At 62.3% G+C, this 25,639-nt stretch carries 12 protein-coding genes; 7 read left to right on the plus strand and 5 right to left on the minus strand.

Going from position 1 to position 25,639, the window contains the following annotated elements:
- Positions 1-502 precede the first annotated feature (502 nt).
- Both QW881_RS22025 and QW881_RS22030 read right to left on the minus strand, forming a co-directional pair.
- Positions 503-1,708, minus strand: a complete 1,206-nt coding sequence (locus QW881_RS22025) for an MFS transporter (protein ID WP_315757266.1) — start codon at positions 1,706-1,708, stop codon at positions 503-505.
- 409 nt (positions 1,709-2,117) lie between these two features.
- Positions 2,118-3,035 carry an alpha/beta hydrolase gene (locus tag QW881_RS22030; protein WP_315757265.1) on the minus strand — a complete coding sequence of 306 codons (918 nt, stop codon included), beginning with the start codon at positions 3,033-3,035 and terminating at the stop codon, positions 2,118-2,120.
- A gap of 183 nt (positions 3,036-3,218) precedes the next feature.
- Between QW881_RS22030 and QW881_RS22035 the strand changes: the two genes are divergently transcribed.
- The 7 genes from QW881_RS22035 to QW881_RS22065 all read left to right on the plus strand — a co-directional run bounded on the left by QW881_RS22035 (position 3,219) and on the right by QW881_RS22065 (position 11,004).
- Positions 3,219-4,109, plus strand: coding sequence for a helix-turn-helix domain-containing protein (locus QW881_RS22035; RefSeq protein WP_315757264.1), 891 nt, complete (start codon positions 3,219-3,221; stop codon positions 4,107-4,109).
- Positions 4,110-4,305: 196 nt separating this feature from the next.
- Positions 4,306-5,778, plus strand: coding sequence for a hypothetical protein (locus QW881_RS22040; protein ID WP_316158732.1), 1,473 nt, complete (start codon positions 4,306-4,308; stop codon positions 5,776-5,778).
- Positions 5,779-6,638: 860 nt separating this feature from the next.
- The gene (locus QW881_RS22045; RefSeq protein WP_315757262.1) at positions 6,639-7,277 is read left to right on the plus strand and encodes a recombinase family protein; all 639 of its coding nucleotides are present in this window, start codon (positions 6,639-6,641) and stop codon (positions 7,275-7,277) included.
- A gap of 120 nt (positions 7,278-7,397) precedes the next feature.
- Positions 7,398-8,831, plus strand: a complete 1,434-nt coding sequence (mauJ, locus tag QW881_RS22050; RefSeq protein WP_315757261.1) for a methylamine utilization protein MauJ — start codon at positions 7,398-7,400, stop codon at positions 8,829-8,831.
- A gap of 279 nt (positions 8,832-9,110) precedes the next feature.
- Positions 9,111-9,320, plus strand: a complete 210-nt coding sequence (locus QW881_RS22055) for a hypothetical protein (RefSeq protein WP_315757260.1) — start codon at positions 9,111-9,113, stop codon at positions 9,318-9,320.
- A gap of 401 nt (positions 9,321-9,721) precedes the next feature.
- Entirely contained in the window at positions 9,722-10,468 is a 747-nt protein-coding gene (locus QW881_RS22060; protein ID WP_315757259.1) for a hypothetical protein, read from the plus strand.
- Positions 10,465-11,004, plus strand: coding sequence for a PIN domain-containing protein (locus QW881_RS22065; protein WP_315757258.1), 540 nt, complete (start codon positions 10,465-10,467; stop codon positions 11,002-11,004). The genes QW881_RS22060 and QW881_RS22065 overlap by 4 nt, the downstream gene beginning before the upstream one ends.
- 319 nt (positions 11,005-11,323) lie before the next feature.
- Here QW881_RS22065 and QW881_RS22070 read toward each other — a convergent pair whose 3' ends face one another.
- From QW881_RS22070 to QW881_RS22080, 3 genes are read right to left on the minus strand one after another with little or no spacing between them, the layout of a single operon-like run.
- Positions 11,324-12,973, minus strand: a complete 1,650-nt coding sequence (locus QW881_RS22070; protein WP_316158731.1) for an AAA family ATPase — start codon at positions 12,971-12,973, stop codon at positions 11,324-11,326.
- A 2-nt stretch (positions 12,974-12,975) separates the two neighbouring features.
- Positions 12,976-22,290, minus strand: a complete 9,315-nt coding sequence (locus QW881_RS22075; RefSeq protein ID WP_316158730.1) for an RNaseH domain-containing protein — start codon at positions 22,288-22,290, stop codon at positions 12,976-12,978.
- Positions 22,287-25,610, minus strand: a complete 3,324-nt coding sequence (locus QW881_RS22080; RefSeq protein WP_410052047.1) for a hypothetical protein — start codon at positions 25,608-25,610, stop codon at positions 22,287-22,289. Before QW881_RS22080 ends, QW881_RS22075 begins: the two co-directional genes overlap by 4 nt.
- Positions 25,611-25,639 lie beyond the last annotated feature (29 nt).

The raw sequence follows: 25,639 nt of genomic DNA on the forward strand, positions 1-25,639 counted from the left end.
ACTCCAGCAGAGGCGCTTGACGAGCTGCTGTCACGAATGAAAACACTTGGTGTTGCGACCACCGCTTGAGCCCGCCGCCCGGCCTTCCCCGCGCAATGGTGTTACGGCTGCTTCGCACTCTCCCCGGGGACCGGCGTTCTTGCCCCCGTTTGCGACAGCGCGCCAAAGGCACGCCACGCAGGCATCAGCATCGGGATGCCAGGACCATGCGACTTGACCGTCCGTGCCGGCGCCGCTCGTCAGTCGGCGCCTGCCCGTCCATCACATCCCACCCCAACGCTCCTGACGATGCGCAGCGCCCCTCGTCGATGAGGCGGGACAGCGATAGAGAAGCACGAATTCCGATAAAACGAAAGAGCAAAATTTGCGCAGGCGGGTGCGGCTGCGGCGATGTCGTTGAGGCGGCGAATGAACTTCGTGTTTCGGCGCAGGGCGAATGCGGCATGTCCCGGCGCTTCCGGCGGGCGCAGGTCCGGCCCGACGGGCGACTCGGTCGGACGTCTCAGGACGAGACCGCCGCGCGCATCGGACGGCGCTGCCGCAGCAGCAACAGGATGACCACGGCCGCGCACGAGCATGCCAAGCTCAGCGCCAGCGGCGCGTTGCTGCCGTAGCGGGTCAAGAGCTCGACGAGGATGGGCGCCGACACCGCCGACAACAGGTTGAGCGGCAGTCCGATCTGGGCGGACGCCTTGGCGAAGGCCGCCTTGTCGTAGAACACCAGCGGCATGGTGGCCCGCGCCACGGCGAGCGCGCCGCTGCCGAGGCCGTAGATCAGGATGAAGGCGCCGATCGCGGCATGCGAGCCGTCGCTCAGCATCAGCAGCAGCATCGCCACCGGCAGCGCCAGGCCGGCGACGATCGCGGTGGTGATGCCGTCCCAGCGGCCGCCGCCGAGAAAATCGATGGCGCGGGCGCTGATCTGGATCACCCCCAGCATCGAGCCGAAGCCGACCGCCTCGGCCGCCGACAGGCCTTCGGCCTTCAGGAGCTCGATCAGCACGGCCCCCATCCCGAACGCGACGAAGGCGTTGAGGCCGGAGGCGCCGACCAGCAGATAGAACGTGCCGCGCGACGGCGTCGCTGCGGGGACGGACGCCGCCGCATCCGATGACGGCGGCAGATGATCATGGACGCGCCGCGGCAGCAGGAACACGAACAGCGGCAGCGAGACCAGCAGCAGCAGGCCGGCGTAGACGAGACAGGTGCTGCGCCAGCCAATATGCGCCGAGAGGGCCGAGGTGACCGGCCAGAAGATGCTGCTCGACAGCCCCGTGACCAGCATCAGCGCGCCGATGGCGCTGCGCGCGCGCAGGCCGGCGATCTCGTTGAGCACGATGTAGGAGGCGGTGGAGAGCGTGGCGCTGCCGGCCACGCCGAGCAGCAGCCATGCGGCATAGTAGGAGAGCGGCCCCTGCGCGGCCGACAGCAGCGCGTAGCCCGGCGCCGCCAGCAGAGTGCCCGCAATCATCACCCGCCGCCCACCAAGCTTGACGAACGGTCGCGCCAGCAGCGGCGAGCACAGCCCCATCGACATGTACAGCACCGTCGTGCTGGCGAAGATCGCCGTCAGTTCCATCTCCAGATCCGCCGCCATGGCCCGGCCGATCACCGTCGGCAGGCTGAGCGTGCCCCAGGCGATGAGCTGGGTGATGGCCAGGACGATCAGGACGCGCAGGAGGGAGGGGTCGGCGATGACGGGGGGCATTTCGGGCGGGGGCACTGCACGGAGGTGACGCGCGACGCGCGTTGCAATCATAATTCTAGACCATTCGCGCCGAATCAGCCCCGCTGTTTGGGAATTGCCGCCCCGCCACCGGCGGGGTGCTCGTGCCAGGTGCCGGCAACTGCACGCACGGGCCACCGGCCCCGGAGCAGGAGCAGCATGAGCAGCGCCGCACGGGAGCAGCCGATCGTCAGCCCCCATGGGTCTCAAGGCGATGCAGAGCGGCCCTCCTCACCATGACGGTTTGGATTTGGCCGCGAAAAGACCCTCACCCCGAGAGGCCGCCGTAGGCGGCCGTCGCGAAGGATGGCCGCGAAACGAGCGCTCGCCATAGCTTGTTGCCTCATCTGCGATCGCCCTACCCTAACTCCGGAGCTCGAGCTTCGCGCGCCTACAGGAGGTGTGATAGGAACCAGTCACGCGCAGCCGAGGATGATTGTTCGAAGTGCTGGACATAGGGCGCGAAATGCCCGCAAGGCAGACTGACAAACTGCTTTGGCTCGCCGGCGCGTGCGAACGCCTCCCGGGACGCCTCGATCGGCATCAGCATGTCGCCCTCGGCCGCGATCCACATCAGCGGCCGCGGCGCGATGCGATGCAAAAAGGCGGCCGGCTCGAAGCTGAAGGTGAGCTCCAGGCTGCGCACGGTAACCTCGTTGCGCCACAGCGGCGAGATCTTCGCCGCCTCCATGCACCAGTCGTAGGCGTCCGATGTCCCCAGGATGCACGGCGTCGTCGCCGGATCCTGCGCCACCACCTGCATGGTCATCGGCGGCTCGCCCGCGGCACGGGCCAATCGCTCGCCGACGAACAGCTGCGACAGCTGCGCCTTCGTCTCCGCCGGAATGTGGCTCCAGATCGCGCCGCCGCTGAAGAACGGGACCTGCACTGCCACGCAGCGGATGCGCTGATCGATCGCCGCCGCCTGGATGGCGACGCCGCCGCCATAGCTGGAGCCCCAGGCGCCGATCCTGGTGGGATCGACGCGCGGCAGGGTCATTGCGAAGGTGATGGCATCGCGGTAGTCGGCCAGCTGCTGCATCGGGTCGATCTCCTGCCGGACGCGTCCTTCGCTCTCGCCGAAATTGCGGGGATCATAGACCAGCGCGCCGAGACCGGCTGCGCTGAACGCGGCCGCATATTTGTCGAGATAGCTGTCCTTGAGCGCGCTGAAGCCGTGATGAAGCACGACGATGGGCGCCGTCGGCGCGTCCCCCTGCGGCGGCACGTGCCAGCCGCGCAGCACCGTACCATCGTCGGCCTTGAAGGCCGCCTTCTCAAACCCAGCCCGCAGATCCGAACCGACCATTGCAACCTCCCTGTGCTCTCGCCTCTCCGCCTTGTCTGCACGGCGGTCTCAGCCTAGGCTCTAGGCCAAGCGCGGCACCGACGTCCCGGACGGCAGCGAAGGCGAACCCGGACGAAAGCGAAAGGTGGGCGGACGCAGCCGCCGCAAGCGAGGGTCTCGGGCGACCAAGGGAGAGCGTTGCAGATGCCGAACGTGCAAGGGTTTGCCGCGCCCACGACCTCCCTCGACCCACTGCTCGGCTGGAGCATTCACGCGGCCAAATCACACCGTCAGCAGTTGAGGCGGCTAGGCGATGCTCTCGTGATCGAAACGGAGGTCGCACAGGGCTGCGCCGGGATGCGCCGCGCTTCCGATGCCGGTCTGGTGGTCGTGATGATCGTGATCGAAGGCCGGGAGCGCGGCGAGGACTCCACCGGCACGGTGCTGTTCGAACCCGGCGACGTGATCGTCTGGAACACGCGCGAGACGCTCGCCTTCGCCACGCTCAGTCCGCTGCGCAAGATGATGATCGCCTGCCCCGAAGCGGTGATCCGGAATTTTCACCCCGACCTGATCGGACGCGGCCGCCTGCATCTGCCCGGCCGACACGGCTTCGGCGCCGCCGTGTCCGGTTACTTCGAGGGCTTCGCCGGCACACTGGCCGAGATGGACGACAGCGAGGTCCATGCCGCTGTCGATGCCGGGCTCGAGATCGTCGCCAGGGCTGCGCGCCTGATGCGCCGCGACGCTGCACCGCGACGCACATCCACACAGTTCGCGCGCATCATGAGCTACATCGACGCACAACTGCACGACCCCGATCTCGACAGCGCCGAGATCGCCGCCCACTTCAGACTATCCGTCCGCTCCGTACAATTGTTGTTCGCCGAGCACGGCACCACGCCCTCGGAATGCATCCGCCAGCGCCGCCTCGACCGCTGCCGCCGCGACCTCGAAGCCGCGCGCCGAACCGAGAGCATCACCGACATCGCCCTGCGCTGGGGCTTCAACGACCCCTCGCATTTTAGCCGCCTCTTCCGCCGTCGATACGGCGTGCCCCCGCGCACGCTCGCGCGGAAGAGGCCGGAGGGCTGACAGCCCGCAGCGATTTCATCTTCTCGCAACTGAACGGAATGGCTGGGATGGCCGGCTGGCGGAGAGAGTGGGACTATCCGCCAATGCACGTACAACCCCATGAAATTGCATGATTTCAAATGGTTATTGACTTGAAATTGGGGGACATATTGGGGGACAATTTGGGGGACACATCCCGAATCCTCCAAGGTACCGAATGCGCACCAAGCCCCGACTGGGAAGACACCTCGAATGGCACGGCAACCGTATTCGCGTGGTCGTAAGGGTACCCCCATCGCTTGTGCCGACGATTAAGCGGACCAAGTTGCGTGAGACGCTCGCGACCAACGACCCGCTGGAAGCCGAGCGCGAGAAGGTGGACGTGATCCGGCGGCTGAGAGGCGAACTGCGGGGCGAGCGCGTAACGATCGTCCAGAAGCCACTTGCCGAAGAGGCACTGACGTGGAGGGAGGAGATACGGCGAGCGAAGGCAAGCGGTAGCGAAGGAACGATCGGATTCGCGCTGGATGCTCGTGTCGATCTCGTCAGGGCCGAGCACGGCCACGACGCTGCGGCGGCATTCGCATCCGTTGCGTCGGGCGCAGCTACGCCCGTTGCCGCGTTGCTGGACCGCATGTTTGCAGAGAAGAAGCTTTCGATCGGATACGAACAAGACATCCGCCGCTCTGTCGCTCGTCTGGAAACGTGGTGCCTCGGAGCCGCAAGGCCAGCCACCATCGAAGCGATAGGAACAGAGGTGGCTGGGTTATTCGTCCATGAGCACTATGTGCTGTCGGGAGTCGACGTCGGAACGGCCAACAAGGAAATCTCTTGTCTTCACTCGTACTGGAAATGGATGAAGAAGCGGGCAGGCATTCAAGAAAATCCTTGGATCGGACAGCGGCTCGCGGAAAAGAATTCGAGAGAGGCAGCGGAGCAGGATAGCGATAAGCGTCCGTTCACGGACGACGAGGTTCGGACCCTACTTGGCGGAATACGTCTTCGACGTGAGTGGGATATGTCGCTGTTGTCGGCGCTTAGCGGGCTGCGCGTTCATGAGATCGCTGCCCTCCGCGTCAAAGACTGCTCGGAGCGCAGGATCGCCGTGACCAAGTCCAAAACGCCGAGCGGCGTGCGAACCATCCCCGCACACCCTCTGTTGACCAAAATCATCGAGCGGCGCTCCGAGGGCAAGAAGCCCACTGATTTCCTTTTTGATGAGTTGCCGGAGCAACGCCACGGCTCCAAGCGAGAGCGTTCAGCGCCGGTGAGCCAAGCATTCACCCGCGAACGACGACGACTCGGGATCGAGGAAAAGGGAAGCGAAAAGCAACGACAGTCCAATATCGACTTCCACAGCTGGCGGCGGTGGTTCGTTCGCCGGGCCGTTGAGGCCTTGGAGAGGGGCGGCGTCGGGTACACACCGTGGACCATCGCCCACGTTGTCGGCCACAAGGTGGAGGACGGCACGATCGAAGGTCAAGCGCTGCCGCTAGGGATGACGATGGGCGTCTACGCTGGGGCGGCTTCATGGGAGGCGATGACAGCATGCGTTCACGCCGTGACGCTGCCCAAGGATACCCTAGCGGAGCGGCACGACTTCGTCTTGGTCAAGCAAGGACGGCGCCGCCCCTCGACAAGGAGCGAGGGAAGGTCCCTCCCCCGTCCTGCAATTTCCATCGACGTGTAAGACGCGAAGGGCACAACCCTGATAAATAGGTTGCACTACTGCATATGCGCCCCCGGTTTACACCCTATAGGGTAACCGAAAGTGCAGGGTGGAGGGGGGGGGGGGGTGATTGGTCGGTGAAGGCGATCTTGATGTCGGCCTAGATCATCATCCCCCATTAGAAGCCAACCCAAGTAGATGCCCATCGAGAGACAACCCTCGAAGGGGTCTCGTATAATGAGCGCCATCAGGGGCAACACCTAGACCCCGACCTCCCCGACGCCGCTTCAGGGCCGCTGCTTGCCGTCCACAGAGTCGCTGGGAAGCTCTCCCGAAGTAGCCGCCCGGTTTTGCCGCCGCTTAGTCTCTCCGCGTCTACGGCCTTCGCAGCGCCTCTGAAGACGCCCGACTTTCTGACGAAAATCTTTGAAGGGGCACATCGACTGCAATTTCGGTCTAATGTCCCCCGCCCCGGCCGGGATCGCACCGGTCTTGCTTCAGCTGGGTCGATCGACCTTCGTTATGCCCCGCCGTTGGCTGTTCGCACGAACCGCCCGATGGTCGTTGCCTCGTCCGACAATGCCGCAGCCCGATCAGGTGGCGCAGCCATGGCGGCGGTCGCAGAAGGCGCGGCTACGAGCCGCCGCCGATGAGTCCGATCTGTCGCTTTGCCGACGACAATCCTGAACATCGCTAGTCGGCGCCAGCTGCCACACCAGCCCATCCAGCGCCTCCTGCTGTGTGGTCTGCCGCAGGTTGTCCGCTAGGGTTTAGGCTTGCGGACACAAACCAAGTTGGTCAAACCGCGTCCGATAGGGTTGACACACCTCAACGGACGCCCTATTCAACGGACATCACCCTATCGTACATGGAGGCCTGTAGTGGCTATCGTTCTCTACGCTCGTGTCTCGACCAAGGACCAGACCCTCGAACATCAGCGCATTCAGGCTGAGGCCGCAGGCTTTAAGATCGACCAAGAGCTGGCAGACCATGGGGTCTCGGGGATCAGCACCCGTCTTGCTGACCGCCCTGAAGGCAAGCGCCTGTTCGACATCCTGCGAAGCGGCGACACGTTGGTGGTGCGGTGGGTTGATCGGCTAGGCCGCAACTACAGCGATGTTTGCGATGCGATCCGCGAGTTTATGCGACGGGGCGTCATCATCCGCACGGTGATCAACAACATGACTTTCGACGGCGCGACCAAGGACCCTATGCAGATGGCCGTCAGAGACGCGCTGATTGCCTTCATGGCAGCAACGGCACAGGCCAATGCGGAGGCAATTAAGGAAGCCCAGCGGGGCGGGATCGCGCTCGCGAAGGCGACCGAGGCAGAGACCAAGTACCGGGGCAGGAAGCCGAGCTTCACAAGGGATCAGTTCCTAGCGGTCTGTGACATGCTCGACCTCTGCACAGGCATCGCAGCGATCGCAGCGGCGACCGGCCTGAGCCGCCAGACCATCTACAGGATCAGAGATGACCGAGCAGCGGCGGAGGCGTCTCTGTCGAACTGGGCGGCCTGAACACTCGCGCAACATTCCAATCCTTCGGTCCCGATCAGTGTTTTCTGTCGGCTGCGCTCGGTGCCCCGGCTATCATCTGAGATTGTAGCGATTCGGCATAACAACAAATAGCAGCAGACCGTGAACGCATCAGCGCCCCAAGCGGAAGCTTCTCCGAAGATCGACAAACCGTTCTGGTCAAGAGAACTCCCCACGTCTAACGACGTGATCAAGGGCGAACTCGCTGAACCCGGTGAATGGGTCGTCGCAAACATTCAGCCCGATGGCTCTTGGCCGGTCAATGCGCAGCGAGTTGAGTGGCGCGGGCATGCGATCTGGATCATCCCGCTGATGAAGAAGCACTATCCTGCCGTAGCGATGAAGGTAGTGCCGGGGATTAGCCGATCTGATTGCGAAGAGTTGCTGATGCGCTTCGTAAGCAATCTGTCCTGGGTCGAGAGCTGTGGTCACATTGTCGTCGAGCTTTCACGCAGCAACCCGCCTGCTCCACTTGTCCTGCTTAGGGAAAAGGGCATGGTGACCTGCGAGAGCTTCGATCTTTCCTATTTCCCGACCCCGACCGACAGCCGGGCCCCGCTGGCGCTGGCCTTAATGCGTGAGGGGCGGGGCTTGAATCACCCTGCCTATTCCTTCCTGTCGTTCTTCCGTGTCCTTGAAGTCGTCTTCGGCCGCCACAAGTGGAAGAGATGGGTTGAAGCAGCCATTGACACCGTGAACGGCTACGGTGCCCAGGAGGTCGTGCGGATGCTCCGCGCGAAAGGCATTCAGGACATAGGCAACCACCTCTACAAGTCAGGAAGGTGCGCGATTGCCCATGCGAGCGAGCAGCCGATCGTAGACCCGGATAAGCCCGACGACTTTAGACGCTTGACCTCCGAAGCCCCTCTCATTCGCGCCCTGGCACAGAAGGCCATCGAAGAGGGACTAGGCGTCGAAACGCGCAACACGGTCTATCGCAATCACCTACACGAGCTTGCTGGGTTCAAGAAGATACTCGGCGCCGAGGTGATCGAATTGCTGCAGAAGAACAAGGAAGACACTGTGCAGCGGATGATCGACATTCCCGACATCAACGTCGAGCTGTTCGACAAGCCACCTTACGAGCCGCTCAAGAAATTGACCCCGCGCGTCATGGAGCGTGACGACAAGTCGAGGCTCTACATCCTGTTCAGCTCCGCTGACGAGACGGTTCGGTTCCGCCTGGGTCTGGATTTCGCAGAAGAACGGCTGCTGTTCTCGCCATTCACCGATGTTGGCATCATGGACACCGGAAGTGCGGCATCAGCACGACGTGTGCGTGAGGTGCGACGATTCGAGCAAGAGCTATTCGGGAACGGGCGGCTTCGGATCGTGAATTCCGATACGGGCGAGATCATCAGTTGGAAGGGCGCCTACATCCCCGTTAACATGTTCCAAGATCTAGAGGGCTGCGCAGCCCAGCTCGCGATGTGGGACCGGACAGCAGCAAGGCGCCAGGACTACGAAGACCGCTATGGTGCTCGGCTCGCGTGGTACGCGCAGGGCTATACCATACAGGTCGTCCCGAAGGTGTAGCCGCCTGCGTCCTGGGGGACACATTGGGACTGAGCCTGGGGGACGCCACAATGCGACAGCCGACAAACCCCTGATTTGCTCGCCATCCAGGTCACACTCCTCCTGACGGTGCCTAAGCACCTCTTTCCGCCTTGGACCTAGCTTCCTTCTATTGGAACTAAAACCGTGACTTAGATCATCATCCGGCTGTACAAGAGCCTTAACTTGGAATTAACCTTTAATTAACCATATTTCCTCCCCGAACCTTTACCCATCCTCGGACATTCTAACGGTGCAACAATGCGGCTGATCTCGATGTCTGGCAAAGACGATTCGATGCTCCCCGGCGTACACACCCTTAGGTTTGTGGCGTCCTTTGCGCTGCTCGGCGCGGTTGTCAGCGGCATCGGAGTCGGCTGGATGGATCATTTGCCATTTGACCCGCGAATCTTTGGGGCACTCGGCGGAGCCGCATTAGCTATCGCCGCTAAGGCCGTGCATCGTGCCTGAACGTGGCTGCGTGGTGGGCTGACCTCGTAGGTGTATTTGACGGCAACTGGGTTGACGTGTTGACCCTACTTGTTGCCGTCGCTTACGCTGCCTATGAGTGTCACCGTGAGCCCGGTCAACGATATATCTCAAGAGAGACCGGTCAGGCTGTAGCTCATGGGGCCGCCCTGTTTCCTTTGGTGCTCCTCATGGGGGCTAGCGTATCGAGTCACGCCCTAGACGCGCTTCTCCACTCTCACAAGATCATACTCTCGGTGGCCGGCGCGGTCGCACTCCTTTCCATCTTGGAAGAAAGCCCGCCCTCCTAGGTACACGCCTCCCATTTAAAGCTGACGCACGACCATAATTCTTGCTCAACAATGCTCGCGTAGGAGTAGGCTCGACTTCCGAGGAAGCAGGTCATGAGCACTGAGTATCGCCTTCGCATCGACGGTGACTTGACGCCTGCCACCTTCCCGATGGAACGGCTGGGCGAGTATCTGTCCGCACTGGCCAAGTTGCTCGGAGAACCCCCCAACGTCCATTTCTCGGACCTAATCACTGGCTCCGCGATAGTCGCGGTCAAAGTCGATGACGCCGCCACCAAAACGGTTGTCGAGCGGGTTCGAGCGGTTCACGCGGGGCACGGCCCTTCCGATGCCCTGAAGGCTTACGGGCAGCTCGACGCCTTGCTGTGGCAGGACGGTGCAACAGCCACCCTCGTCAGCGAGGAGATGGGCATTGTGATCCCGTTCCGGGGGAAGGACCGGCCCGAGCCAGTCGTCTTCGGCCCCTTTAAGCAGGACGGCACTGTAGACGGACAGGTCATCCGGGTCGGAGGAACGGGCGACACGATACCTGTTCACCTGCGCGACGGCGACACGATCCATTCGCACCTCTACGGCTCCACCGACGTCGCTCGCAGGATCGCGCAGCACCTGTTCGGGCCTACAGTGCGGGTTCACGGAACAGGCACTTGGTTTCGGACTGCAGAGGGCATCTGGGAACTGAGGTCGTTTCGGATCACAGAGTTCGAGGTGCTCGGTGACGAGCCGCTCGCCGATGTCATTCGCAACATTCGAGCGGAGAGCGGCAGCACGTGGAATGAACTGCCCGATCCCGTGCGGCTCTTGATGGAGCAGCGCCGCGACGAGGGCGACCTTCAATGACTGTTGTCTTCGACGCTTCCGTCCTGATCTACATCATTGACCCGAACGCCCCTGCCCCTATCGACACCGCTACAGGGCAGAGTGTGCCGCAGTGTAAGGAACGGGTTGAGCATCTCATCAACGAGCTGCAGAAGGATGGCGCGAAGATCATCATTCCGACACCGGCCCTCGGTGAGGTTCTGATGCGTGCTGCAAACGCCTCCAAGATACTGACCCAGCTCACCTCCTCGAAGCACTTCAAGGTCGTTCCATTCGACGAGAAGGCCGCTGTCGAATTTTCGCTGATGCAATCCACGCGGACGACAAAGTCTACTGCAAGTCGGACTAAGGCCAAGTTCGATGACCAGATCGTCGCCATTGCCCGAGTTGAGAGGGCATCGGTCATCTACTCGGACGATGCCGACATCGCGAAGATGGCAGGCTCTTCAGTCGCAGTCATCGGGATCGCGGCTCTTCCGTTGCCTCCAGCCCCGAAGCCCCGAGACCCAGACCTATTCGATTTGGAGCAGCGCGATCAGCCGCAACCGGGTTCATAGCGGTCGCCGTGGGGGACACATTGGGGGGCTCCATGGGGGACACATCGATCCCGCGCCCACCTAAGTTACTGATTTTGTTAAGTGAGATAGCCATCTGGCGGAGTGGCGGAGAGAGTGTCCGCGAATCAACGCATGATATCGATTTATTATCAAACAGTTGGCTGATTTGTACGCGAGCTGTTCCACAGAATTACCCCCAATCACTCGGCGGATTGGAACGGAAACAGACGGACAACCGCGGCCAAGTCTCACGAAGTGTCATCAAATCATCCCAACCGGGTGACCTCGTTTGCTTCGCGTTCGAAGGATTTTTGGAGCCTTATCTGGCCTTGTCTTCGCCGAGTTGCGTTCGGAGATCGATGACTTCCACGTCGGCTCTCCCATCCCCCGCGATTGCGTCGGCCGCGTTATCGGTGAAAATCCGGTGATACTTTTCAACGAGACCCTTCTGACCTCTCCAACCGCCGTCGCGCTGCTTGTCCTCAAGCGGCCGGTCGATGAGCACATAAGTTTTCTGGATGTCGGTCGGGGCGATCGCCAATTGCCGAAGCCGATCGTTTGGCTCGATATGCATCGCGTCAACGATAACTGACCGGCCATTGGCTAGTAATTTAGCGCTTCGCACCCGTACTTCGTGGAAGATCTCGGACTGCACCCCTCGAACCTCGCCGTCCGGACTCCGTTCCTTTCTGATTTCGTCGGCCGATACGACGTCCAAGCCTTGCGCTCCCGACCAAGTGGATTTCCCGGCCCCCGAAGGGCCGACGGTGAGTGTCATGGTCTGACCACAGCGCGGCCAATTCCAACCGGGAATATCGAAGTCAACGTCGCCGATGGTCACTTCGTAATAGTCAGAAAATCGAGCGATTGGGTCGGGTTCGATCAGGTCGAAGTGCGCGACCTTGTTGCGTGTCCAGCCCGCCAGGTTTAACAAGTTGGCCTCGTTGGGCGACAGGAGATCCTTGGTGAAATCCCGGAAGTCGTAAAACTCGAGCTTCCAGAAGTCCGTGGTCGTCTTGGTGCGACCGTTGAACGCTCGAATGTACGGCCGCTCTGGTGAAACCTTCTCGGCGAGAAAGTGCTGATATCTGGCGATAAGCGCTCTCAGCACTCGATAGGTGAACGGCAGCAGAATGCTCGCCTGTGCGCTCCAGACCCGTCGGCGGATATGATCGACATATCCGTGCTTGATCGCGGCAACGGCATGTGCGGCCGGCTCGTCGTCCCAAATGTCGACAAGACCATTTTCCCAACAGGGGAAAGGATATTGTTTTCGCGCTGCCAGTCGATCGAGCAAGGGAAACGGCGCGATCTGATCCGCTGCGTCCCAACCCACCGTTTCCTCAAGGAGATCACGCGACCATGCCGCCACTTCGATGGCCGACGCGTGACCCACGCGAGAGGTCAGGCCCTGCGCAGGACGGGCGCCGATCGCGGCCACATAGCTTGCGCTGTCATAGCGGTCGCACATTCCTTGGGTCGAAATGAGAGTTGCAGGCCCGCAGAGAGTTGAGCGGTCGTCTCGGCTGAGCCCGGTCGGCAGCATCACGAGCAGGACCGGTCCGACGACGGTCTCCTCAGCGGGCTCAGCCATCAGCTGCCGCAGAAACAGACTCCAGCGACGCAGTTCGGTGCGATCGAGTCCATCGACGATCAGCACCCGATCAATCAGCCTTGGATGCACCGCGAAGTCAGCGACCGTCCCGATCTCGACCGGCGAGACGTCCACGAAGCCGGCGAGCAGGTGGGCAATGGGTTGGGATTGATCTTCGGCCGTCAGATCGATAGCCACACTCTCAAGCGAGAGTTCGGTGCGGAGCCGCCGCTCGATCGCCGCAGTCAGCCCGGACGCCCTCGGAGAGGGAGTCCAGATGCAGACCACCCTCTCCTTTCTGGAGACCGCGAGCGCGATTTTGCCGAGAACGCTTGACGGGCCGGCCAACGACCACCACAGAGCTTCGCGTTCCATGCTCACTCCGGTCGCAGCAGCGCAGCGTGGACCAGCTGGTTCAGATCGACCTTGTGAAGGCCGCGATTTCCCGATTGATCCGGAGAGAACGAGATGATCCCCAGAACGTCGCAGTAGACTGCCAAGATGCTGGGGGAAATCTTCCGGCCATCGCTCGTGCAGAGGTGCTGGAAATCGCGGTAAGTGATGACCGAACCATCCGCGTACTGGGCGAGCTCGCGGAAAAATGACACCAGTTCGGGCGGGATACCCAACTTGCCATACAGTCCTGGTGCCGCCAGCAAAGTCTGCTTCTCGGAAGCGATCAGGGCGGAGGCCTGGCTCGGCCTCTCGGATATGCGTGCCAAGAGAGGTCCGACTGCATCCGACCATCCGCCGGTCGCATCGATGATCGGATCCATCAAATCGCTGGAAAGCTGAAGCGACTCCAGACGCGATCCAAGATACGACCGTGCGACTGGTCGAAGCTTGACCAACTTGACCAGGGGCCGGATGCGCCGCAGCAGGGCAGAATCCTCGGACCACGCGGAGGCGTGAAGCGGATCGCCAACGAAGACGATCCTCACCTCGCCCTTGCGCACGCGGCCGAGCCGCTCTGCTTCGAATATCCAGTCGGGACGCCATGGCGTGGTGGGCGACACCACGAGAACGCGAGGTCGTCCCGATCGGGAGGGGCGCTTGGCATCGTCGAAGAGATCTTTCTTCCCTTCGTAGGTCCGCGGATCGACCTCGATCAATCCATCCTTCGTCCTCTCGGCATCCATCAGGGCGGCTTCGACAAATCGTACACCCGCACACTCTGTGCCAAAGACCACTCCTATGCCGTGAGCTCGCGGAGACGTCGGCGAGCCATCGGGCTTGACGGCCGCGGCGGGGGCGAACGGTGCGAGGAGATCGGCCTCCTGTCCGTTCGTCAGTGGCGACAGGTGGCCGTCGCTGTCGACCGCAGCAAGCGGCCTTGCGATGATCCTGCGGTTGTTCTTTGGATCGAAAATCCGCTCTCGTCGCCTCTTGTGATATTGCTCGAGCTTGCTCGTCAGATCGGCCTCGTCGTACGCCATCAGCTCGAGCAGACTACGGGAACGCAACGCGAAGCCGCCGGAATAGGTGCGCCGGGCGATCCCGAACCCCTCCATTTCTTCGAGCAGGTACTCGATCTCGACCGGGTCGCTGCCCCTGGGGAACGCCGCCGGCCAATATTCGATGGCCCGTTCGGCTACTTCGGCTGGCATCATGCCTTCAGCTGACATGCCCGACCCGTGGTCTAGCAGCTCGCGCGCAGCGAGGATGTAAGTAAGTAGCTCGTAACGGCCTTCGATGAACTTTATCGTCTTCTCGAACGTCGCAAACAACTTGCCACGGACGTCTACCGAATCGAGAGCCTGCTCCACCAAGGAGGTTGGGATCGGATCGGGCAGCCGGTTGGTCTGCTGGGCGCGGTCGTGGATGATCCGGAGCAGCTCCTCGCAGAACACTTGGATGAGCACTGGATAGTAGTTTGTGAAGCTCAGAATCCGCCAAACGTCTTCCCGGTTCTCGAATTCGAATCCCATGGCGGCCAGTGGACCACGGATCAGGAATTCCGCGTCGTCAACGTCCTTGTCCAGCAACGGGCCGATCTGGAGCGGATCGTTGGAGATGTGGACGAGCGGCGAGTTCTCCGTCCGCGCGATGCGCGACACATTATGAAGACCGGCCAACACGAATTTAAAGCGGTTGCCGGTGTCAGCCATCAGACGAAGCAGCGCCCGGATGCAGCGGAAGTCGGTTTCGCTTTCGTAGAGGACGAAGTTGTCGGCCTCATCGATCAGCAGAAGCAGCCGACGCCGCTCGTCTTGATCCAGCCAGGTCGTAATAGTAGCCGCGAACTCCTCCTCACTTCGAACGGGCGAGGCAAAGATCGAGATGCGGCGAGACATCTGCTCGACTGCATTCGACCCGTCCATGTCGACGTAGGCAAAAATGGCATTTGCGGGCGGTGTGGCATGGATTTGCCGGAGTAGCGCCGTCTTGCCAAGCCTTCGGCCGCCGAAGACGATATGTGATCCGAAGGAATGCTCGATTTGGCTTCTCTCCCAGGAGCGACCCTTGAACATCTCAGGCGGCACCGCCGAGCGATTGTAATCTCTGTAGGGAGCAGCGCCTGAATAACCTTGTGCGATCTCCAGCACCGCCTTCCGGTGGTCCGACTTGTCCGCCAGCGCGACTGCGACAATCGCTTCATCGACGACGAGCATCGACCTTCTGCGCTTGAAGAGTTCCAGCCGCAGGTTCTTGCGCCGCTCCGGGTTGAGCACGCCGAGATAGATCAGAAGAACGCCGCGCGGGGATGCGCCCTCGGCGAGGTCGAGCATGGACTGCTGCGACATGGTAGAGGTGGCCACGCAAATCCGCCAAGAGCCCTGCGTCAGGCTACCGAACTCTGGGAGCAGCAGCGACTCGGAATCCACAGGAGGCAGCGATACCTTTGCGTCGAAGACGTATACTTGCTGCTTTACCTTGGTGAGGACCTCGTCCTGTTCGAGCTTCGTCACCTCGAACAGCAATTGCGAAACTACTGTCTGGAGCGTGTCCTTCACCTGCGCTCTGGACGAAGCCTTGATGTGACGCTTCAGCGCAGGCAGCAGGCTTCTGGCGATGTTTGCCGCTTGCTGCCTCTGTTCGGCTTCGAGATGGCTGTAGTCGAGCGGGCCGTAAGATCTGCCGTCATCCATGGCGCGGGCCGCCTGAATGATGTCGACCGCCGACAGTTGCTGCAGAGGCAGTAGCTTCTTGAACTCGGCCAATCTCACGTTGAGAATGCCGCTTGGAAGAGGATGCCGACGGGGAGCGCCGGTACGCAACATGTTCAACCAGTCGGCCAGCGTGGTGAACTCGCGCCGCTGCAGGAGATTGCGGAGTTCGACGGCGGTCTGCGGGTCCAGTTTGTGCTCTTCGTCGAGAGCTGCGATCCGGGCGGTGAAATCGGCGGCAGTTTTGTCGAACTCCCGCTGCGCTTCATTCTCGACCTCCTTCATCCTCGCGAAGGCCGAATTGAAGTCCTCTACGCGGTCTCCCGCCAAGGTCTCGGGAAGGAACGAAGGCGACAGCTCTGCTGGCAAATTGTTTGGATTGATGGCCGACAGCGTCTCCTGCAATCGCGCCGACTGGTCCAGCGAACCCACCGCCATGCGACGCATCCGCTCGATCATGCGCTCTGCCGCTGCAAGCCGGGATTTGACCTGGCTCTTTTTTGTCTCGCGGTCAGCGTCCAGCTTAGCCCGCATCGACTCCGCTGCCGCTTCGCTCACGCCAAACCAGTGCGCGATGTTCACGAGCATGTAGGCCGGTACGAAAGCCGATTCCGCGCGGCGAGCTTCGAACGCGTCCGCGATCGCTTTGCCCGGATCGATGCCCATCAGCGGAATCTTGGCGTTCATGATCTCCTGCAGTATGCGCTCCTGGGTGTAGGGAGCAGGCATCCAACCGCCGGTCCAGGTCATGTTAGGAAGCCACAGCAGCGGCGTATGAAGTCCAACGGCGAGCGGCGGCACGTTCCGGTCGGAGGAAGAAAGTCCCTTCAGGGTGTCCCGCACGGATCGGAGAATGGTGGCGGCGTGATCGCTCGCCGCGGCAGTCAGGCGAGGACCGTCCAGGTGTGGCCGCGCCAAAACGGCATCGATCTCCGCGAGCGCGCTGTCGCGCAGCCGTTTGACTATCTCGAGCCGCTGCGGGCTCTTGCGCAGCGTACTCAAACCTTCTAACGCCCTGACCAAGTCGGCGCACTGCTGACCGACGCTGGACAAGACCGCGAAGATTCGCTCGCGCGCCGGCAGATCGACCTCCTGACTCCCGCCTTGCGCGCCGGCCGAATCGATGATCCGGAGGATGTCCTCCCGACTGTGAAGCTGCTCGGCAACCTCGCGAGCCACATCGTGGCTCGTCTCCGTCAGACTCGAAAGACGACCCAAAAGTCCTTCGGGCTGCAGCAGGGCCGTTTTGATCCGCAAGCCGTATTGGAAGCGGAACTTGGCCGATCGCAGGCCCGCAACAGATTCGTTAATCGCCGCCACTGCTTCACTTACGAACGAGCTCTCGCGCGAGTGAGCTTCAACAGCCATCAGGTTGGCTGCCGTAAGCGGAAAGTTGAAGCGACGATTCTCCTCCACAATCGTCAAGATGTTGCGCAGATGCTCGAAGGGCTTCAACGACGTGATGACATCGATCAAGGGCACCGCAGCGCCGTCGTCCGGCCGGAAAAGGGCGGCAGGAATGGCGCCAGCGAGCAGCATCGTCAGCCTAGCGATCGAGCGATCGTCTTCTTGATCAGCCAGCGACTGCGCAACGGTCAAGGCCTCGCTTCTTGAGGACGTCAGAACATGGACGTCTTGGCCGGAAAGCCCCATGGCCCGGCCGTGGGCAGCGGCAAGCCTGAGCTCCTCTTCCGTGTAGACGTCGCGAGCTGGGGGCAGGACCGGTCTCGCGCACTGGCGAAGATGGTAGGCTAGACCGAATTCGCCGACTGCAAACAGCGCGTCGAGACGTGCCACGAGTTCCCGCACCAGCGGATCTTCAATGGCCTCCTCGGCTGTCTCCGTCGCAACCGTTGGAGCCGGCGGTGCCGGCGGCAACGGGTTGACCTCCAGGTCCAACATGACCCCATCACCAAAGTCCGCCGCTGCTTCGGCCTCCGCGTCCTCTACGGACTGCGGCGGCACCGCCGGCGGAGAAGACGTGAGGGCAGGTTCGTTGACGACCGGAATGAGCGGCAGGACGGTGACGGCGGCCTGTTCGATCGGCTCCTGGGTGGTAGCTCCCGAAGGCGCGGAAGAGCTTTCTTGCGGGAAGACATCGATCGCGGCGCCGACGTGCTCGAGGACCCGGCGCAACGCCCGTTCTCTCTCTTCGTCGATCGCAACGGCCTGAGCTCGAGCGATCTTGCTGGGAAGCGTAGCTTCGAGGCGTTCGATCTCCGCTGCGCCCGCGTCGGCCTCCCGCATGACCGCATTGGCCTGCGCGTATATGGAATTGGCCGCTTCCAATTCGGATTCGGTCGCTTCCTTCGGCAAATGGAATAGCCGGGACAGAAGTTCGGGGGCATTCAACGGTTCGCCGAGCAGCGAGTTCAAAGATTCGGCGGCCTTCACCGTGAGGCGCTGAAGGTCTTGGTGGAGATCGGCCGTTGACACTGTAGCGGGCTGCAGGTCTACCGCCCGGCTTCTCAAACTATCCAGAACCGAGACGCTCGCCTTAATCAGGTCGATACCTTCGCCTCGCGGTCCGACGGGTGAAGCCGCGCTGACCAAGGCCATCAGTTTTTCGCATTCCGAACGCCAAGCTTGTTCGATGGTCGCCAGATCATCCATCGCGTTGTGGACGGCGTCAGTCTCCTGGGCGACGACTTGCGCTTCCGGGTCAGGCGCGACCACCGGGCTGACCGGCTCGTGCGGCTCCGCCGCAGGGATCGGTACGACCTGGTTCTGCCTCATCGCTTGGGGAATCACGACCTCGTCCATGATCTCCCCGATCGTCCGTTCCGGGCCGAACTGCCGGAATGGCCCCAGCACGGCCCGTAGATATTTGGCCAGATCGGCCCACTCTCCTGCTGCGGCTTCCAACTTTTCCAGACCGTCGGTCGCGGTCGAGCACCTCGCGCTCCAGGCGTCGTGGCCAGGCAGGCCTAGAGCCTCGGCGAGTTGGGAATCCTTGTCGCATCCCTTCTGCGCGCAATGCAGCATGCGCAGAAAGGGGACTTCGCGTACTTCTTTTGGGATCGGCCCCTTTGTCCGTAGCCGTTTCCAGGCGTCGGCGTTCCGCAAGATGATCTGGTTCTTCGGCAGCCCGCGATGTCCCCTGTTGTTATCGTCGGGAAAGAACTGATGCTGAAAGACGATGGCGAAGGCGGGATACCGCAACGCTTCCTGATAGAGCCGTGGCATGTCTTCGACGGCCGGACGTTCTTCAGGCCAAGGATAGCCGGTCGCCTTGCGTATCCACTCGCGGTCGTCATGCATGAGCCGCGTGTCGCGCGGCACAATGTGGATCGCGTTCGAAATAAATGCCTCTGTCGCGAACGCTGGCAGTGGTGCGGACCTGCTCCGCAGCAGCGTGAGGAGGTCATCCAAGTCCATCGGACCCTGGTCCGGCTTGTGGCTTTCCGCGGCGGCGCCTGGTTCACGCGCTTCAAGCATGGCTGATGCCTTGACAATCGATGTTTGCGCAACGGGCGCGAAGGCGTCCGTGCGGATCGGAAGGTGCAGAATTGCAGCCCCGGAAGGGGCCTGCACCCCGACTGATGTTCTCGCTTCGGCCGTCTCCTCCGGCGGAGGCTCGACGAAATCTGGAATCTCGTCCTCCTCGAGGTTGACTGTCCCTTCGAACCACCGGCGCGTCTCGGCGTAGCCGATCACATCCGCCCGATCACCGACCTCTTCGCTCTCGTCGCGGCGATCATCGCCATCGTCGATCGGATCTGGATCCGGCTCGTCTTCGGCTGCACCGGTGCCGTATCGGTCCATGTAGTCGGCGATCTTCGATCTGAACGACAGTGGAGCCGGCAGGAAAGTGCCATCACCAGTATGGGCGTAGCCGTTACGGAGTCCGGCGATCAGAGCAGCGATCGCATCCTCGCTATCGCCGCTCTGCGACGGCAACACGGTCACCTCCAGGGTGACGGGAATTCTCGATGGGATGTCCCACGGCTTGACCTGGGCCGAGCGCATCAGGATCTTCTTCCCGACCGGCGAGTCCGCGGGCGTTGATGCCCCGAACTTCTGAAAACCGGTCTTGGCGCGATAGACCGATTGCCCCCGCGCTCCGCGATTGCGCACGTCGAAACCGTGCGTCGTCAGATAGTGGCGCGCCCGCGCGTTCCCTTCCGGCAGGCTTTCGATCAGCCGCTCCACGGCTGTCGCATAGACCTCCTCGACCGGGTCGGTGGCGACTCGCCGGCCGTCCTGCGTAACCGGTGTCCACTTTCTCTCGGTGAGAACGGACAGTCGTCCCGCAGACCCCTCCCTCACCCGGACGAAGCGCAGGCCTTTCCATGATGACGGAGGCGTCGCTGCGACGTCCTCGAGATAGATGTCGGACGAGATGTTTTCGTCGGATAGCCAGGTCCAGAGTGACCGGGTAGAGGTCGAGTCGACAAGGACCAGCGCATGAGGATCCTCTGTCGCCACCTCGTTTACGACCTGGCGCACGAAGAAGAGAAAGTTCGTGCGCCGCTCGGGTTGCTTCTCTCCGAGAGAAGTTATGCCAGACGCAGCGATGGCGACGAGCGTCTTCGAGAGCGGCTCGAACTTGCCCGTATCCATGGCGCCATTGCGCAGAAATCCGACCCTCCCGAATATCTTGCCTGTGGTGACGTCAGTCTTCATCGCGACTGCGATCGTGGCTCCTTCCGGTCGGCCGGCACGGGATGGGGCCTGCGACACGATCGAGATGCCCAGGATAGTGCGCGGGTGTGGGCAGTCCACAAATGCGGTGTCGACGATGGGCGCCGGCACGGGTCCGAGGCCAGCGTGACCAAAGAGGAGATCATAGAGAGCCGCCTGAACCCGGTGCATGTATTCCGCGGCATGGCCTGCCGCCGGCGGAAGGAGATATTGGACGTTGCTGCCGGCGACCGTGGCGAGCGTGTTGCGGCCGACGCTCTTGTTCACCTCGTCTTCGTCTCGCCCGTCGTATTTGAGCGCCGCTTGCACGATCACTGGCGCACCGGGAAACTCGGTCCGAATCCGCTCGGCGAGCGGTAGCCACGCCTCGCGGCGGGCGGCGGCCCGCTCGGTTCTTTTGTTCCTAAGGTCGCCGTCCAGTTGCTGACGCGTGCCGTGCACGCGCTCGGGCATTGCATGACGGACCACTTTCACCCGATCTCCGAATATCAGCGAGACGACGGAAGCAAAGATGCTTGCCTCGTCCTCGCGCCGGCAAACGAACATCAGATCGATTGGGGCGGCCTTGCCGAAGGCCTTGTCTAGCCTCTCACGGTTAGCCGCTACCAAGGGCTCTAGCGAAACGGTGGTCTCGGGACTTTCGCGACCTCGCCGCTTCTTCTCCGGAGCGCCGAACAGTTCCCCAACACGCGCCGGGACGTCCTTTTCTTCGACCCGTCCGAAATGATGGTTGATCAGATTGTGAAGGCTCGCCTGAACATGAAATTCCTTCGGACGTCTGATTCTTGCGTCGACTTCCCTAAATCTCGGCTCCTGGAATCCGAACGTTGCGATCCGTTCCTGGACCTTCCGGAAGAGATCGACCTGATCCTGCAGCGTCACACCTGACGCGATTTTGGGCTCTGGTCTGTAACCCCAACGGAAGGGAACCCCGACAAAGAGATCCGGCGCGCGCCCGCGCGACGCGACCAAGGCTGAAAGATCCTCCACGAACGATTCCCCGGTTTCGCGGCCAGCTTCGTAGACGATCGCGTTTATCTGCGTCTTCGGCAGACCCTGCTCCAACTTGACCGACAGCGTCACCGCCCGAGGCGCAGAATTCCGCGTTAGCACGCGGGCCGAAATCCGGCGGCGTCCGTACAAACGATTGGCGGCGGGAAATTCGCGACACCAGATGCGCTTCGCTGCCTTGACGACCAGAAACGGCAAACGGGACGACGGACGCGTCTCGATGCTGAGGTTGGCTACCATTGAGAAGAGGTCTTCGCCACCAGGCAAGGCTGAGGGCCACGTCTCGAAAGCAATCGAATTTCCGTACTCGCGATCCAGCACTCGGTAGACGGGCCCAAGTCCGTCGAAAAGCTCGATGCCCTCGAGGCTCGAGGCTACCATCGCGAGCAGGATGTCGGCGTATTGCCGGAAATCGGAGCGCAGAGCATCTGGCACCGTGGCAGGCTCCGGCACGGGAGGTGACGGAAGCCTGGCGAACAGCTCTCGACGCCGCCCCTTTTCTTCGAGAAGATCGATGTCACCGCAGTCCGTGCCGAGGTGCTCTGCCCAGGGTCGCAGCGTCAGCTGGGCCCACGCTGCCACGGAACGGTGCGCCGCGGCTTCGACGTCGGTGGCGTCGCCGGATGCGGCGAACAGCGGCCCCTCGTCGGTCCGCGAGAACCTGCTGTCGAGCAGCACCAAGCCCCCCACCCGCGCCTGCAGCGCCGCCCTCAAGTCCAAGTACGGAAGCTCCTTTCCCTCCGCCCTGTTCGTTCCGGCCGCCAGGCGCGCGATGCGCTTGAGCAGGTCCCTGGTGGTTGAGGTCCAACCGTAGCGGAGTGGCGGCACGGGAGAAGGAGTCGAGGGGGGTAGCCCGCGCCAGACGAACGCACTCTCCAGGATGCTCTGGTCCCCGTACGATCTGACGAAGAGCGGCTCCGTGTCCGTCATTCGGGGCTCATTTCCGGAAAAATCACGTTTGCGCAATTTCGCAAAGGATGCAGGAACGGCTCGTAGAGAAGCCGGTAAATCTCGCGCTCAGTGGGGTCGGCAGAGGAGAGCAACTCCTGCAGCACATCGCGCATCGCGACGATCATGCTGGAGCGTTGTGTGTCACGCCGGTTCTGTGTCGAGTTCATCGCGAAGGCCGCATCGACGAAGAAGACGCGAGCCTTGCATCCGTTGCGCATCGCGCGTCCGATGGTCTGCAGCAGATCGACCATGCCGTCAGCGACAAACGGCCGGATCATCGGCCCGAGCCGGCTCATCTGCTGTGGTCGGCGCAACAACCTTCGAAGAGAATCCAGCGCCTCGTCGCGCGCGTTGCGCCATTCTCGGGTCAAGCGCGATATGTCTGCGCCGGCCGGAATCACTCTCTGATCAAACTGCATGGCCAGCTGACCGGCCAAGCCACCGGTGAACGCGAGGCTGTCGACGGTTGGGTGCGGCCGGACGAAAAAAGCGACCGAACCCAGTACGGCGTCACGCACCCGTTCCCCGTCGGGAAACACGATGTTTACGCCCCGGCCGATGGCTTTCATCGGAAAGATGATCGCGTCCCAGTCGTCGCGCGTGCCGAGCATCTCGACCTGACTGGCCGATACCCACTCCGCGCGCTCTTGGAGCGGAAGCTTGCTGATATCCGAGGTTACGCCGATAACCCGCTGGGCGGACGATGACGTCCGCTTCAGGTGCGCCTTGATGAGGCGGACTTGCTCGTAGGAGTTCACCACGATGCCGGTCCGACGGCCCGGATCGAACTGGTCCTCGCGCAGCTGGCGCACGTACGGCTCTGCCCCACCGAACCACTGATCCGTGAGAAGCTGAAGGGCGTGATTTCGCTCGCGCTCGGTACCAGCCCCGCTGACCCTGACGAATTCTCCGGGCCGGTCGGGATCCCGGACAGGTCGGAACGCGTACGCGCTCTCGCGCCAAGCCTCACGCTCGCCCTCGCGGCGTAGAATGTAGTTTGGCCGGACTGAGACGTGATAGCTCGGAGAGGGTTGCAGGTAGCTCGTTGCCGAGGCGAGCAGTACGGCAGGGCCCTTGATGCCGTCTTCTCTGAGCAGTTTCGACAGGTGGTACAACAGAAGCCGGGGCACTCCCGCGAAGGAGAGGTACTGCAGCGCCAGCTTGCGCTTGCCGCGCTCGTCGGTCTCGTACGAGAAGCGAATTCCTGACAGGCGGCCGATCAGTGATTCCGGCAGATGACGGCGCAGATCGAGTGAGACGCCCTGCCCGAAAACTCGGTCCGTATGCACACCTTCGGCGATCATCGCGTACTGCGCGGGCACCAGCGCCAGGAACTGCAGCACGACCGTGGTTACCTCAACGAGGAAACGGAACAGGATGCGCGCTTCCTGCGGGTCCAGCTCGGCACGCGGCGGGAGGATTCCAAAGAAAGCTTCCTGCATCTGGTCGTAGTACTCGGCGAAGCGCTCGACCAGACGGGCATTGAGCAGCGCGAACAGCGCGTCGCGGAAGCGCGTAGCGGCGGCGATCAGCTCCGCGTGCTCTACGCCCAGATCCCTTGCGACCCGATCGAGGTCGAGATCCGACAGCTCGTCCTCGCCGTCGCCTCCGACGCCTGACGTCAGGACGGATCGGACCAGCTGCTCGAACAGGCGCCGGATCAGCTCGAACCGGACGCTCCCGTGCTCCTCCTCGTCGATCTCCGGGTCGAGATACATGCTGGCGAGGATCGAGTTTCCCGTGACGAACGCGTCTTTGAATCGGGAAAGGACACCGCCCTCCTCGATCATGCGCTCGAGGAGATGCGCGCGCAGCCCGCGATTGAGGCGCATGAAGCGGTTTGAAGCCAGCGTGTAGTTCTCGATCGAGTTCGATAAGGCAAACCCGCGTCCGGATGCGACCGGATCGAAGACATCGTTCAGAAGAATAGATTCGTAGGAGTCGGAGGATCCAAACAGATCCAACTCGGCGAAGCCCTTTTGATCCAGTGCGGACTGGGCGCCGTCGACCTCGTCAACAATGACGAGGTCGCTGGTGCGGGCGAGCATTTCGAACTCCCTCATCCGGTCCGCATGAAAGTGGGGTGAGGCGACGACTTCGGTCGAGATCACATGCCCGATGTGAACCAGCGCCGCGGCGTCGGCCAGACGCCGCGACGATCGCTGGCGGCCGCATGCGACGGCGAGCGGACAGAGCCTGTTTCCCTCCTGCCCTTCCTTTCCGTCCTTGTTCACCGAAGCCTGGCGTAGTGACCTGCAAGGCGGACGGTCGTGCGGAAACTCGAATCCTGGCGGAGGAACCGAGACGAACCCGGCTAAAGCGCAACGGGTTCCGAGCAGCTCTGCCCCCGGCGCGGTCTGACCGAAGCCGGCGCTGTCGAGCGTTGCGATGCGTTCCGCCAGCCGTGTCGCGTGTCGTCTGCGCGCATCGGGAGATTGACCCACGAGCAACGCCGTGGATACCGCATACCTGCTGAGGTCCGCATCAAGCGCGAGGGCGAACTCAATCGAGGGAACAAGTAGTGTGACGCGCCGGCCTTGTCGCGCGAGAAGCACGACCAGAAGGAAGATCAACGTCGACTTGCCCGCGCCGGGAAGGCCGATCATATGGCTGACGTCGTCGAGCTCAATCCGGTCGGTCGGCGCGAGCCCTGCGTCCTGGGGCGATAGCAATGAAAAAACGGCCTCACCCTGCTCCGACCGTAATCTGGTGTAGAAATTGCGCGGCACACGCGTCGGGTCGCGGGCATCCTCTTCGTCGAGCTCTCTGGCGACCTGCTCAAGCTCCTGGATTGTTACGCTGATCGGAGCGCGCTCGCGCAACGTTGGAGCGGTCTGGGGAGGACTCGGCAACGAGGGGATCTCGCGGGTGTCGCAGATGACATCGGGCCCGGTATCCCCGTCGACGCGGAAGCGGAAACGCCGCGTGTGATCGGCGGTCGGCGTTTTCTGGACCTCGTGAGGCAGCACGCCCAACAGGGCGGCGAGCATGGCCGCGCGGCGCGGGTCGTCACGCCGGACGCGCTCTCGAATCGCAAAGCCCGTGCCCGGATCGGTAGAGATTTCGAAAGGCGGCTCAACGTAATCGTCGGCCATCGAGTGGTCCTCCTCCCAGGCGCGAGCTTCCGTCACCGCCTCCTGCAGATGCGCCTCGGACTCGATGTTGACGCCGAGAAGGCGAAGGTTGCGTAGTGCGATGCGCGCCTGGGCCAAGGCAGGATGAGTTACGATCGACCGATACCCTGAAAACAGAGCCGGTGCGCCGGCGAGCGACTGCAGTCCGAGGATGTCGTGCATCACGCACGCCATCCACTGGGCACGAAGCGCTG

Source organism: Bradyrhizobium sp. SZCCHNS3016 (assembly GCF_032484535.1).
GTDB lineage: Bacteria > Pseudomonadota > Alphaproteobacteria > Rhizobiales > Xanthobacteraceae > Bradyrhizobium.